At 43.0% G+C, this 12,950-nt stretch carries 11 protein-coding genes; 8 read left to right on the top strand and 3 right to left on the bottom strand.

Going from position 1 to position 12,950, the window contains the following annotated elements; translation table 11 throughout:
* Positions 1–79: 79 nt before the first annotated feature.
* A complete protein-coding gene (locus FTU44_RS01615) occupies positions 80–1,081 on the bottom strand; it encodes a glycosyl transferase family protein (protein ID WP_074383310.1) in 1,002 nt (333 codons plus the stop codon).
* A 407-nt stretch (positions 1,082–1,488) separates the two neighbouring features.
* Here FTU44_RS01615 and FTU44_RS01610 point away from each other — a divergent pair, with 407 nt between their 5' ends.
* A complete protein-coding gene (locus FTU44_RS01610) occupies positions 1,489–2,832 on the top strand; it encodes a dicarboxylate/amino acid:cation symporter (RefSeq protein WP_159138607.1) in 1,344 nt (447 codons plus the stop codon).
* Positions 2,833–2,984: 152 nt separating this feature from the next.
* Positions 2,985–4,127, top strand: coding sequence for an acyl-CoA dehydrogenase family protein (locus FTU44_RS01605; protein WP_180049244.1), 1,143 nt, complete (start codon positions 2,985–2,987; stop codon positions 4,125–4,127).
* Positions 4,128–4,212: 85 nt separating this feature from the next.
* On the opposite strand, the gene FTU44_RS01600 is transcribed toward FTU44_RS01605, so the two are convergent.
* Positions 4,213–4,731, bottom strand: coding sequence for a DJ-1/PfpI family protein (locus tag FTU44_RS01600; RefSeq protein ID WP_005097462.1), 519 nt, complete (start codon positions 4,729–4,731; stop codon positions 4,213–4,215).
* A 488-nt stretch (positions 4,732–5,219) separates the two neighbouring features.
* Here FTU44_RS01600 and pheA point away from each other — a divergent pair, with 488 nt between their 5' ends.
* From pheA to FTU44_RS01575, 5 genes are all read left to right on the top strand, one after another.
* Positions 5,220–6,329, top strand: a complete 1,110-nt coding sequence (pheA, locus tag FTU44_RS01595; protein WP_005097461.1) for a prephenate dehydratase — start codon at positions 5,220–5,222, stop codon at positions 6,327–6,329.
* A gap of 66 nt (positions 6,330–6,395) precedes the next feature.
* Complete coding sequence (hisC, locus tag FTU44_RS01590) at positions 6,396–7,487, top strand: histidinol-phosphate transaminase (protein ID WP_180000418.1); 1,092 nt, start codon at positions 6,396–6,398, stop codon at positions 7,485–7,487.
* A 3-nt stretch (positions 7,488–7,490) separates the two neighbouring features.
* The gene (locus tag FTU44_RS01585) at positions 7,491–9,737 is read left to right on the top strand and encodes a bifunctional prephenate dehydrogenase/3-phosphoshikimate 1-carboxyvinyltransferase (RefSeq protein WP_180049242.1); all 2,247 of its coding nucleotides are present in this window, start codon (positions 7,491–7,493) and stop codon (positions 9,735–9,737) included.
* A 99-nt stretch (positions 9,738–9,836) separates the two neighbouring features.
* Positions 9,837–10,199 carry a hypothetical protein gene (locus tag FTU44_RS01580; protein ID WP_005170233.1) on the top strand — a complete coding sequence of 121 codons (363 nt, stop codon included), beginning with the start codon at positions 9,837–9,839 and terminating at the stop codon, positions 10,197–10,199.
* Positions 10,187–10,729 carry a GNAT family N-acetyltransferase gene (locus FTU44_RS01575; RefSeq protein ID WP_005170234.1) on the top strand — a complete coding sequence of 181 codons (543 nt, stop codon included), beginning with the start codon at positions 10,187–10,189 and terminating at the stop codon, positions 10,727–10,729. The genes FTU44_RS01580 and FTU44_RS01575 overlap by 13 nt, the downstream gene beginning before the upstream one ends.
* 32 nt (positions 10,730–10,761) lie before the next feature.
* Here the strand turns inward: FTU44_RS01575 and FTU44_RS01570 are convergent, their stop codons facing one another.
* Complete coding sequence (locus FTU44_RS01570) at positions 10,762–11,394, bottom strand: alpha/beta hydrolase (protein ID WP_005097454.1); 633 nt, start codon at positions 11,392–11,394, stop codon at positions 10,762–10,764.
* 123 nt (positions 11,395–11,517) lie between these two features.
* Here FTU44_RS01570 and yaaA point away from each other — a divergent pair, with 123 nt between their 5' ends.
* A complete protein-coding gene (gene yaaA / locus FTU44_RS01565) occupies positions 11,518–12,300 on the top strand; it encodes a peroxide stress protein YaaA (RefSeq protein WP_005097452.1) in 783 nt (260 codons plus the stop codon).
* Positions 12,301–12,950 lie beyond the last annotated feature (650 nt).

The raw sequence follows: 12,950 nt of genomic DNA, 5'->3' as shown, positions 1-12,950 counted from the left end.
AGGTCGAGTCAGTCGAAAGATATTTAAAAAAGCATTGTTCAATGAAGGAACAATGCTTTTTTTCTACACATTTCAAAGTTTAAACGGTGTGACGATTCACCCATAATTCTTTGGCTTTTTGCATCGCAACTTCATAGCTTTTACATGCACCCATGCTATACAACGCAATGCCCATGGTTTCCGTAACCGCAATCTCGCCATATTCATGGCTTTGCTGACCATCCCATACTGCTTTAAATAAGGCCAGATCCAGTTCTTCCTCAACCGGACTACGATTGTCAGTCAGTTTCGGTAGTTCATATTCGTACAGTTCGCCATCTTTAATACCGCAGATCAAAGTTTTGGCATCCGGATTACGCTCAAATTCGCCCCCTTCACCTTTAATTACCGCACTATTTTTATAACCTAAGCGGAAAGCCGCCTGTTGGTGCGAACCCCGATACGCCGGATGGAAAATTGCTTGCAGCGTTGCTTTGGCATTAAACGGGTTAATTAAACGAGCCAGCGTATGAATCGGGGAGCGCAGTCCCATTACATTTCGTAGGCCAATCAGATCTGCCAGAATCGGAGAAATCACCTCTAACGGGATATAGGCAAAATGTCGTTGCTGTAATTGCTGCTCCACTTCATCATCATTTTGACAGATTGGATAGCCTAAGCAAGTTAACACTTGTTCGGTATAAACTCGGTTCATGGTATGACCAGCGGCACCATGCATCACAATAGTATAACCATGCTTGGCCAACGTCAGTGCTGCCAGAATAAACCATGGATAATGCTTGCGCTTGCCTGCATAAGAGGACCAGTCCAGATCGACATCCAGCTGCTTAAAGTCAAGCTGGTCGCGTGTGGCCTGAACAAAACCGGCTAACTCATCTACAGACTCTTCTTTGACCCGCAATAACATCAAGAACGCCCCTAGCTGCACATCGAGCACTTCATCTTTCAGAATCATGCTAAAGGCTTGATAGGCTTCATCATAGCTGAGGGAGCGGGCGCCATTTTTTCCTTTCCCTACGATGCGTACATATTGGGCAAAGGGATGTTCGAAATCTTTATAAATATTTCTTTTGGTATTCATAACTTATACAGCTTGCAGCAAATATTGGGGTCAATGAGGAGAGTCTAAAATTAACAAAGCTTTCAGTATACGGAAAACAGGCATTTAAATCTGATTATCGACTAATGTCTAATTCAATGCGAGCAAAAAGCAGGCAATTGCATAAGACTTTATGCACATTTAATGGGATTTTTCAGTAAAATTCAGACAATTTTTAGAGTTTGTTTAAGTTTTCTTAATCTCTTTCTCCCATTTAATACTTTGGTCTGATGCTGCGCGTCAGATTGAATGCGTGGCTGATTTTCATTTTGAACATTCTCTTAAGCCTATTGAGATTTGATCCAGTTCATCTTCAGAGCAGATGAACGGATCAGTGCATTTCTCAAAATGGTCTTTTTATTTTCAGATATCGTTCAAGTAGATTTATTATGGCGAAAAAACCGATTTATAAGTCACTGTATTTTCAGGTGATTGTGGCCATTATTGCAGGTATTCTGGTCGGGCATTTCTCGCCGAGTGGTACGCAAATTATCAATGGTGTAGAACAGTATGTTCCTGGCTTGGGTGAACAGCTTAAACCGCTGGGTGATGCATTTATCCGCCTGATCAAAATGATCATCGCACCGGTGATTTTCTGTACTGTGGTCAGCGGTATTGCGGGTATGGAAAGCATGAAATCAGTGGGTAAAACTGGTGGTGTTGCTTTACTTTACTTCGAAATCGTCTCCACGATTGCGTTGGTCATCGGTCTGGTGGTGATTAACATCGTCAAGCCAGGTGTAGGCATGAACGTTGATCCTGCATCACTGGATACCACGGGCATCAGCAAATATGTCGCTACAGGTGAGTCACAGTCGACGATCGACTTCCTGATGAATATCATTCCAAATACGGTGGTAGGTGCATTTGCGGAAGGCGAAATTCTACAGGTTCTGTTGTTCGCGATCATTTTTGGTTTCGCGCTGCATAAGCTGGGTGATCAAGGCAAGCCAGTCCTGAAACTCATCGACCAGATTTCACATGTATTCTTCAATATTGTGAACATGATAATGAAACTTGCGCCAATCGGTGCATTTGGTGCAATGGCCTTTACCATTGGTAAATATGGTATTGGTTCGCTTGCTCAGCTGGCACAGTTGATCATTTGTTTCTATATCACCTGCGTACTGTTTATTTTCATCGTACTGGGTTCAATTGCGCGTTTTGTGGGTTTCAGCATCATGAAGATGATTCGCCTGATTCGTGAAGAACTGCTGATTGTACTGGGTACTTCTTCTTCAGAATCAGTATTGCCACGTATGTTGAAAAAACTGGAACTTGCTGGTGCTGAAAAATCAGTGGTAGGTCTGGTGATTCCAACCGGTTATTCATTTAACCTGGATGGAACTTCAATCTATTTGACCATGGCTGCGATCTTTATTGCGCAGGCGACCAATACACAACTTGATTTGTCTCATCAGATTACCCTTCTTCTGGTACTGTTGATTTCATCTAAAGGTGCGGCAGGTGTCACGGGTTCTGGCTTTATTGTGATGGCGGCAACCTTGGCTGCTGTGGGCAATATTCCTGTTGCAGGTCTGGCCTTGATTCTCGGTATTGACCGTTTCATGTCAGAAGCGCGTGCCTTGACCAATCTGGTGGGTAACTCTTTGGCGACTTTGGTTGTTGCAAAATGGGTAGGCCAGCTCGATATGGACAAGCTGAACTATGCATTGGCAAATCCATCAGAAATTGATGAAAAAATGGCGCAAGAAGGCAATAACGCCCATTAATTCTAATGTTTGAAAGAAAAAGGAAGCTTCGGCTTCCTTTTTTATTGACTGCAAAGTTAGTAAAAGATAGATGCTAGTACATGACAGTAAAGCTGAAAGTAGATAGTCTGTAAAACAGGAAATAAAACGATAAACAGTATAAGGACAACCGAATGCTTGCCTACGATGCCGATCTAGAATTATTCCGCGACAATTTTAAACGCTTTATGAATGAACATGTCGCACCGTATTATCAACAATGGGAACGCGAAGGCCTGATGCCACGTTCAGTCTGGAATGCACTTGGTGAAAATGGTTTTCTGTGTGTCGATGTTCCGGAGGAATATGGCGGCTACGGAGTACCAACCGATTATTCATTGATGCTGATCGAAGAGTCTGCACGTGCCGGATACAGTGCCATTTCTACAGGGTTGTCCTGTCATTCGGATATTGCTGCACCCTATATCTTGCATATTGGAACTGAAGAGCAGAAGAAACAGTGGTTGCCGAAAATGGTGAGCGGTGAAGTGGTCGGTGCGATTGGTATGACCGAGCCAGGTGCCGGCTCAGACTTACAAGCCATGCGTACCAGTGCCATCTTGCAGGATGATTACTATGTATTAAATGGCTCAAAAACCTTTATTTCCAATGGTCAGCATGCCGACCTGGTGGTACTGGCAGTCAAAACTGATCCGCAAGCGCGTGCCAAAGGCGTTTCTTTGTTACTGGCCGACACGCATCTGGAAGGCTTTAAAAAAGGCACTAATCTGGACAAGATTGGCCTGCATGCGCAAGATACTTCGGAACTGTTCTTTGACAATGTCAAGGTGCCGAAAGACCAGTTACTCGGTCAACCGGGGCAGGGTTTTGCTTATTTGATGCAGGAATTACCGCGTGAGCGTACCGCCATCGCAGCAACAGCCTTGGGTGCAATTCGTGGTTCTATTGATGTGACCACGCAATATGTGAAAGAGCGTCAGGCTTTTGGTCAGGCCATCGGTCAATTCCAGAATACTCGTTTTGTTTTGGCACAAGCGAAAATTGATGAATTGGCGACCGCAGCTTTTTATAACCAGAATCTTGAGCTTTATATGCAAGGGAAACTGGATGTCGAAACTGCAGCGGCATTGAAAAGTTTTTCTACCGATATGCAGATGAAGATTGCTGACAATCTGCTTCAGCTCTTTGGTGGTTATGGCTACATGACTGAATATCCAATTTCACGCTTCTTTGTCGATGCCCGTATTCAACGGATTTATGGCGGTACCAATGAAATCATGAAAGAAATTGTAGCGCGTGGTCTGTTAGGACGTTAATTTATGAATGAAAAAAAGAGTCCTTTTTAAGGACTCTTTTTTTACAGGCAAGCTATAGCAAAGAGCCGTGACTCTGTTTTAAATTTTATGATTTCAAGACATTCAAACATTCATGAATAAAAATGGGCAGATCATTGGGCAGGCGCGATGAGATCAACTGGTTATTATCATTCACCAGTTCTACATCATAATAGGTTCCACCCGCATGCTGTACGCGACTCGCATGCGCCCGGATACTGGTAATAATCCGATTTTTCAGCACATCTGCTTCACACAGTAATAAGGATGCATCACATAAACTGAAAATAGCTTTTTTGGCCTGATTGAAGGCATGGATGAACTGTAGCACCCGAACATCGGTAGAGAGAGAAACCGCAGATTCGCCCCCTGGAATCAGCAAGGCATCAAAGTCATCAATACTGATTTGTTCGATGCCACGGTCGATGGTCACGGCAGAACAGCCATGCAGCCCATAGACCACTTTGCCGGCGTTAAGTTCGATATTGCAGACGCTATGATGGGCAGCCAGCAAGGCAGCCACTGGCTCTAGATATTCTTGGTCTTCAAAATTATTTGTTATAAGTACTGCTATTCTTTTTGGCATGATTGATCCCCCCAACTCATGATTTAAATTAGACTAGCTGTTAAAGGTTGAAAAAACGTCTCTGCTTTGTAACAGAGTAGTAATTTCATGTAAAAAATCTAGGAAAATCAATATTAAATAAGAGAAATGAGCTTGAGGAGCGTGCATTTTATTGTGAAAGATATCTCAGATTTTAATAGGTCAAAAAAGACATGTACAAAGCTATTATTTTAATTTTCTTATGCTTAAAACCGCTATATAGATTAAGAAATAGTGATATTTCATATTCATTAAAATCAGTTAAGATGGAGAGGCTAAGTTTACAATTTGATAATGTAAATCAAGCCAAAATGCTGAACTAAATGTTACCAGATATGACTAAAAGCGATGAGTGGTTAAAACCAACTGTCTGTTTTTAAGACTTAATCTAGCAATGTCATATTGCGTAACATTTTAAAGCTCACTATTGTTATACTGAACAGATAAGGTTTATGAAGGGCGACATAACAATGATCAACGACGATCAAAACACCACGACTTCTCTTGATTTGGCAAAAATTCGTGAGGATATCGATTCTGTTGATCAGCAAATCCAGCAATTGATTAACCGCCGGGCACGTTTGGCTGAAGCAGTTGCAAAAGCAAAGTTTGCTTCAGAAGAAAGTCCGCTGTTTTACCGCCCAGAACGTGAAGCACAGGTGTTGCGCAATGTCATGGAGCGTAATGAAGGGCCATTGTCGGATACCACCATGGCGCGTCTGTTCCGTGAAATTATGTCCGCTTGTCTTGCGCTTGAAGCTCCGCAAAGTATTGCGTTTCTAGGGCCAGTCGGAACCTATACCCATTCTGCGGTACTCAAGCACTTTGGTCATGATGCGGTGGTTCGACCTTTACCGACAATTGATGAAGTCTTCCGTGAAGTCGAGGCGGGCAGTGCCCATTATGGTTTGGTGCCGGTGGAAAATTCCTCTGAAGGTGTAGTCAATCATACCCTAGACTGTTTTAAAACTTCGAACCTGAATGTGATTGGCGAAGTTGAATTGCCGATTCATCATCAATTTCTGATTTCTGAAAATACCCGTAAAGACAGTATTAAACAGATTTATGCACATCAGCAGACTTTGGCGCAATGTCGTAAATGGCTAGACGCGCATTATCCGGGTGTAGAACGTGTGGCTTTAAGTTCTAATGCTGAGGCTGCGCGCCGTATTCAAAATGAATGGCATTCTGCTGCGATTGCTTCTGAAATTGCATCGAGTATTTATAATCTTGAAATTATGCATGGCAATATTGAGGACAATCCGGAAAATACCACACGTTTCTTGGTAATTGGCCGTGAAAAAGTGCCTCAAAGTGGCAATGATAAAACCTCATTACTGATTTCTGCACATGACCGTGCTGGTGCATTGCTGGAAATTCTGGCGCCATTTGCCAAGCACAATATCAGCTTGACCAGTATTGAAACGCGTCCAGCACTTCCGGAAAAATGGGCTTATGTGTTCTTCATTGATCTTGAAGGTCATATTGAGCAGGAACATGTCAAAGCTGCAATTGCAGAAATTCGTCCTTTAGTTAAAGAAGTTCGCGTGCTCGGTTCATATCCTGCAGCTGTACTTTAAGTCAGCTATCCGTGGTCAGGGCGAGGGTGCTGACCACTGTTTTATACCTAAAATTGGAAGTCTAAAATGTCGTTTGTTCCAGCCAATTCAGGCATCTCAAAATTAAAGCCATATCAGCCAGGTAAACCGATCAGTGAACTTGAGCGTGAGTTGGGTCTTACCGATATCGTCAAGCTGGCATCCAATGAAAATCCACTGGGTTGTTCAGATAAAGTCAAAGAAGCAGTCGCTGCGGAAATTGCTGAAATTGGCCGTTATCCAGATGGAGGTGGCTTTATCCTGAAAGATCAGATTAAAACTCAGTTTGGTTTTAATCATGATCAGATTACGCTGGGCAATGGTTCAAACGACTTGCTAGAAATGTTTGCCCGTGCCTTCGTTTCTTCAAGCGATTCTGTGGTATATAGCCAGCACGCATTTGCGGTTTATGCACTGGTCACTCAAGCCATTAATGCACAAGCGATTGAAGTACCTGCCCAAGGTTTTTCACATGACCTTGAAGCGATGGCAGCAGCAATTCAGGACAATACCAAACTCGTCTTCATTGCCAATCCGAACAATCCGACCGGAACCTGGTTCGAAGAAGCTGAATTTGAAGCTTTCATGCAAAAAGTCCCTGCAAATGTAATTGTGGTGCTAGACGAAGCGTATGTGGAATATTTCCCGGAAAATTTCAATAGCCTGAAATTCCTGCAACAATATCCAAATCTGATTGTCAGCCGTACTTTATCGAAGTGCTATGGTCTGGCTGCACTGCGTGTTGGTTTTGCCTTGGCATCGGTTGAAGTGACCGATTATTTAAACCGTATTCGTCAGCCATTTAATGTCAATCATTTGGCCATGGTCGCTGCGGTGGCTGCACTGAAAGATGAAGACTTTATCGCGCGTTCTCGCGAAGTAAATAAAGCCGGTATGGCGCAACTTGAAGCAGGTTTTAAGGCTTTGGGTCTGAACTATGTGCCTTCTCGTGCTAACTTTATTCTGGTTGATGTACAGGCAGACCCCGCAGCAACCTTCAACGGTTTGCTGAAACAAGGGGTGATTGTACGTCCGGTCGGTATTTCCAGCCACATTCGTGTATCGATTGGTACTGAAGCAGAAAACGCGAAATTCTTAAGCGCGCTTGCTACAGTATTGGGTTTAGAGGCAAAAGCTTAATTCATGTCGCAGCCATTGTTTGAAAAAGTTGCATTTATCGGGCTTGGACTGATTGGTTCAAGTCTGGCGCGTGTCATTCAAGCCGAGCACTTGGCCAATGACATTGTGGCATCGACACGTTCGTCCAAGACTTTGGAAGATGCCAAGGCACTGGGGCTGATTTCTGAAGGCTATGCCGATCCTGTAGATGCAGTCAAAGGTGCAGATCTGATTGTTCTGGCTTTGCCGGTACGTGCCACACAAAAAGTACTTGAGCTGATTCAGCCGTATTTGACGGAAAATGTCATTATTACTGATGTGGGAAGTACCAAAGGTAATGTGGTCGATGCGGCTAAAGCGGTCTTTGGTGACCAGCTTCCAGCAGGTTTTGTGCCGGGTCATCCGATTGCAGGTGCAGAGCATACCGGTGTACATGCAGGAAAAGTCGATCTATTTGCCAATCACAAGGTAATTTTGACGCCACTGCCAAGCAGTAGCGATTGGGCCGTGGAGAAGCTGATTCAACTGTGGCAAGCGGCCAAAGCCGAAGTGATTTGCATGGATGTGGACAAGCACGATGAAGTGCTGGCACATACCAGTCATCTTCCGCATTTAATGGCGTTTAATCTGGTCGAACAACTGGCCAAACGTGAAGACAACTTAGACATATTTCGTTATGCTGCCGGCGGCTTCCGTGATTTCTCGCGGATTGCCGCCAGTGATCCACAAATGTGGCATGACATCTTTTTTGCCAACAAAAAAGCAGTTCTGAATGCCGTAGATGGCTTTGAACAGCAGCTCGCGATGATTCGCAAATTGATCGAAGATGAAGATTCCCAAGCATTGATGGGCTTATTGGGTCATGCGCAGGCAGCTCGCCAGCATTTCAACCATATGCTCGCCAAGAAACCTTTCATGGAGAAAAATAAAGTGACACAACAATTTACCATTCAGCCGGGTGCCAAGACATTTCAAGGTAAATTTACCGTGCCAGGTGACAAATCTGTGTCACATCGCTCGATCATGTTTGGTGCCATCGCTGAAGGTACAACACATGTGACTGGTTTCCTTGAAGGTGAAGATGCACTGGCAACTTTGCAGGCTTTTCGTGACATGGGCGTCAGCATCGAAGGCCCTAAAAATGGTGAAGTTACCATTCATGGCGTCGGTATGCATGGTCTTAAAGCGCCACAGTCTGCCATTTATATGGGCAATTCAGGTACTTCAATGCGTTTGCTGTCCGGTATGCTGGCAGCGCAGAAATTTGATTCAGTGATGACCGGTGATGCATCCCTATCTAAACGCCCAATGGAACGTATTGCCAAGCCTTTACGTGAAATGGGTGCACTGATCCAGACCACGGGTGAACGTGGAACTCCGCCTGTCTCGATTACAGGTAACCAGCAACTACAAGGCATTCAGTACGATTTGCCAATGGCATCAGCGCAGGTAAAATCAGGTATTTTGCTGGCGGGCCTATGGGCAAATGGCGAAACCGCAGTGACTGAACCTGAACCAACCCGCGACCATACTGAGCGTATGCTGCGTGCATTTGGTTATGAGGTGAAAACCGAAGGCAATCGTATTTCATTACAAGGTGGTGGAAAGCTGATCGGAACCAATATCCAGGTGCCATCTGATATTTCTTCTGCGGCCTTCTTTATGGTCGGCGCTGCGATTGCTGAAAATTCGGATGTGACCTTAGAGGCTGTTGGTATCAACCCGACCCGTACTGGCGTGATCGAAATCCTGAAACAGATGGGTGCGGACATTACCGTTGAAAATGAACGTATTGCTGGTGGTGAACCGATTGCAGATATCCGTATTCGTGGTACGCGTACGCTTAAAGGCATTCATATGCCTGAAGATCAGGTGCCATTGGCGATTGATGAATTCCCGGCGCTGTTTATTGCTGCTGCCTGTGCCGAAGGTCAGACGATTTTGACCGGTGCTGCCGAGCTTCGCGTAAAAGAATCGGACCGTATTCAGGTGATGGCAGATGGCCTGCAAACCATGGGCATTGACTGTACCCCAACTGAAGATGGCATTATTATCGAAGGGAAGGGCAAATCAGGTGACTGGTCGCCAATCTTCACCGGTGGTGAAATTGAATCACATCATGATCATCGCATTGCAATGAGTTTTTCGATTGCCGGTTTACGTAATTCGGAGCAGATCAAGATTATCGGTACGGAAACGGTAGCCACCAGTTTCCCGACCTTTACAGAACTGACCTCAATTGCAGGTTTGCCTATTCAAGTTTCAGAATAATTTTTAAAATTATGTGAAACAGCCAAGCTTTTGCTTGGCTGTTTTGTTTATATTGCTTATGCTAAACCCATACAAGAAAAAAGCCATTAGGATGTAGCGATGCGAAAATTAAAATTCATGGCCAATACACAAAGCCAGCAACCCCGGGATGGTCAGGAAACCCAGGAATATGTAGCGCATTTTCTTGCCGAAACATTAGGTAAACATGGCTTTCAGACCTTAAGTCAAAGTGGTGCTCAGGTTGCCGTGAGCGTGGATGAACATGCATTGCCCTTATCTGTGAGTTGTGAAACCAGAGATGAACAAGGGCATCTGGTCTGTGAAATTGCCTCATATCCTGAAGAAGAACAGGACTGGCTGGATCGTATCACCGAAAGAAGTTTGCTTAATCAGCTTGCACAGGCAGTGGAAACCTCTCTAAAAGAGCAGGAAAGCTTTAGCGAGTTTGAATGGAAGAGCTAATTCAACAGACTCAATCAGCTTTGCCTACATTGCAAAGTAAACGCCTGATCCTGAATTGTTTTAAATCAGCCGATGCCAAAGAAACTTATGCTTCAATTACGCCGAGTCTGACACGTTTTATGGCGTGGGACCCACCAGAATCTGAACAGGAATTTGCAACAGTCTGGCAAAATTGGCTGGAAAATATGACCGATTATAAAGAATATGTATTTGTGATCCGTCATATTGAAACACAAGAATTTATTGGACTATGTGGTTTACATCGACTTCATGATGAAATACCTGAAGTCGGTATTTGGATCCGTGAAAATGCGCATGGTCATCATTATGGACATGAAGCAGTGCATTGTATTGTGGCCTATGCTTTCAATACATTAGGGCTTCAAGTCTTAAGCTATCCGGTAGCAGAAGAAAACTGGGCTAGCCGTAAAATTGCAGACCGCTTGGGCGGAAAAATTATCCGTTACATCGATAAGCCTAAATATCGGGCTGTGATGTATGAAATTTTTGCAGACGATTTTGTCTTTTAATAAAAAACCCATCATCTGATGGGTTGTATTATCTAGCCAAGCGCTAAGTAGCGAGTCATTGCAATCCGCAATTGCTTTAAATAGCCGGTAAAGAAATGATTGGCACCAGGCAATACGGTCACTAAATGACGCTGTGGTTTTGCCCATTCAATCATATCCGACAGCAGGGTTACTTCATCACCCTCACCATGAATGAACAGAATATCACCTTTAATTGCTGGCGTAACATAATGGCGAATACCGGCAACGGTTGCAGTTGGCAGGCCACATAAAATAGTTTGTTTGGGTTGCAGTTCTACAGGTAAGGCTGCATAGCTCTTTGCCATGACATGCGCACCAAAACTAAAACCGCCCGCATAAAAAGACAGCCCAATATGCTGACTGCGAGCAAACCGAATGATTTCTAATACATCATCCGTCTCACCGAAGCCCTCGTCGTGTATACCTTCACTTTGACCAGAACCGCGAAAACTCGGACGATACACAACACAGCCACGTTCCATATACATTTGTGCCAATAGAACGGGAACCTTGTGCTGGGGCGTACCACCTTGCAAGGGATGGGGGTGACAAACTACCGCGAATCCTTTCACTTCACCCTGAGGATAATCCACAAAAACTTCAATCTGACCCGCAGGTCCTTGAAGGAAAATTTGCTCGGACATATAAATACCGATGATTAACAGGAGAATCGCGCATTTTAACGATTATGGTGAATAAAAACATGAATTGGAATTAAAATAAGCAGACTGATATAGTTTGATTAATCATTTTTTGACCAGGTTGCCATGCTCGCTTTAATTTCTCCAGCCAAAACGCTCGATTACGATACCCCATTACCCACTGACCAATTTACTCAAGCCAGATTATTAGAACATTCGCAGGATTTGATCAAAGCTTGTCGCACACTTTCTGCAACAGAAATTTCCAGTTTGATGAGTGTCAGTGAAAAAATTGCCAATTTAAATACAGCACGTTTCCAGGACTGGCAACCAGATTTTAATTTAGCCAATGCACGTCAGGCTATTTTTGCCTTTAAAGGAGATGTCTATACCGGTCTGGATGCTTATAGCTTAAAGCAGGAAGATCTGCACTTTGCACAACAGCATTTGCGTATGTTGTCTGGTTTATATGGGCTTTTGCGTCCCTTGGATCTGATGATGCCCTATCGTCTGGAAATGGGAACCAAATTGGCCAATTCTCGCGGGCATAACTTATACGACTTCTGGGCACATCACATCACTGATCTGATCAATCAAGATTTAGCAGCAGCCCAGTCTGAGATCTTGGTGAATATTGCTTCTGATGAATATTATAAATCGGTGAACGAGCGCAAAATTCAGGCAGAGATTATTAAGCCAGTATTTCTGGATCAGAAAAATGGCAAATATAAAGTGATTAGTTTCTATGCTAAAAAAGCACGTGGTTTGATGGCACGTTTTATTGTTGAAAATAGAATTGAACGTGCCGAAGAACTCAAAGCATTCAATACCGATGGCTATTATTTTGATGCCGATAGTTCACTTAAAGGTGAATTGGTATTTAAACGTGATGAACAAATCAGTGCATAAATAACGTTATTCCGCTACCGCATAGAATAATTGGTTTCTAGGCGGTATTGGGAGCTATGAGTATTGAAATTTTATTTATCCAGCTTTAATCGTTTTTTAAATATTGAGTGCCAGGGGAGTTGATTGGCTGCACTTCGGTACAAATATGGTTTTTAGCGTCTTTCCCAAATTTTAAGTTAGATAAAAAATTAGAATTATCGCTGAACTCATTGAAATAATGCGTAAAATCTCATCTATTGAATTGTTTTTTACAGAAAATTGAAACTGATATTTCTGGGAAAAGCTGAATAAAATAGCTCAAGTTAATATATTTTAAATCAGGGAATTTTCATTAATTTTTATATTTTTCTTTCCAATAGAAATTTTTATTTAAATAAATAAGTATTTAATATTCAAATATTTAATTTATTAACTTTGGGGAGTATTTAGCGCAAGAGATTTTTTGAGAAAGAATGAAAAATTAATTAAGTAATAATAAATAAAACGATAGAAAAATATCGCTAAACGGTTTAAGAAGTGCATTCTATCGGGTTAAATGTAAAGTAAGTCACAAGTTTATTAGGTTTTTTGTTAGCATAATTGCACAGTGTTACAAAGCAGAATAATAAAAATGAAAATACATGCTATTCCTGTTTTTGTGTTAATGGTCA

Origin of the sequence: Acinetobacter sp. YH12105 (genome assembly GCF_013419095.1) — a bacterium.
In the GTDB taxonomy this organism is placed as follows: domain Bacteria; phylum Pseudomonadota; class Gammaproteobacteria; order Pseudomonadales; family Moraxellaceae; genus Acinetobacter; species Acinetobacter pseudolwoffii.
The sequence above is the reverse complement of the archived record's forward strand: the minus strand, read 5'-3'. Positions and strand labels throughout refer to the sequence as shown.

Excerpts from the sequence above, each read along its gene's own strand:
- FTU44_RS01615 (WP_074383310.1), bottom strand. The coding sequence starts at position 1,081 with ATGAATACCAAAAGAAATATTTATAAAGATTTCGAACATCCCTTTGCC.
- FTU44_RS01610 (WP_159138607.1), top strand. The coding sequence starts at position 1,489 with ATGGCGAAAAAACCGATTTATAAGTCACTGTATTTTCAGGTGATTGTG.
- FTU44_RS01605 (WP_180049244.1), top strand. The coding sequence starts at position 2,985 with ATGCTTGCCTACGATGCCGATCTAGAATTATTCCGCGACAATTTTAAA.
- FTU44_RS01600 (WP_005097462.1), bottom strand. The coding sequence starts at position 4,731 with ATGCCAAAAAGAATAGCAGTACTTATAACAAATAATTTTGAAGACCAA.
- pheA (WP_005097461.1), top strand. The coding sequence starts at position 5,220 with ATGATCAACGACGATCAAAACACCACGACTTCTCTTGATTTGGCAAAA.
- hisC (WP_180000418.1), top strand. The coding sequence starts at position 6,396 with ATGTCGTTTGTTCCAGCCAATTCAGGCATCTCAAAATTAAAGCCATAT.
- FTU44_RS01585 (WP_180049242.1), top strand. The coding sequence starts at position 7,491 with ATGTCGCAGCCATTGTTTGAAAAAGTTGCATTTATCGGGCTTGGACTG.
- FTU44_RS01580 (WP_005170233.1), top strand. The coding sequence starts at position 9,837 with ATGCGAAAATTAAAATTCATGGCCAATACACAAAGCCAGCAACCCCGG.
- FTU44_RS01575 (WP_005170234.1), top strand. The coding sequence starts at position 10,187 with ATGGAAGAGCTAATTCAACAGACTCAATCAGCTTTGCCTACATTGCAA.
- FTU44_RS01570 (WP_005097454.1), bottom strand. The coding sequence starts at position 11,394 with ATGTCCGAGCAAATTTTCCTTCAAGGACCTGCGGGTCAGATTGAAGTT.
- yaaA (WP_005097452.1), top strand. The coding sequence starts at position 11,518 with ATGCTCGCTTTAATTTCTCCAGCCAAAACGCTCGATTACGATACCCCA.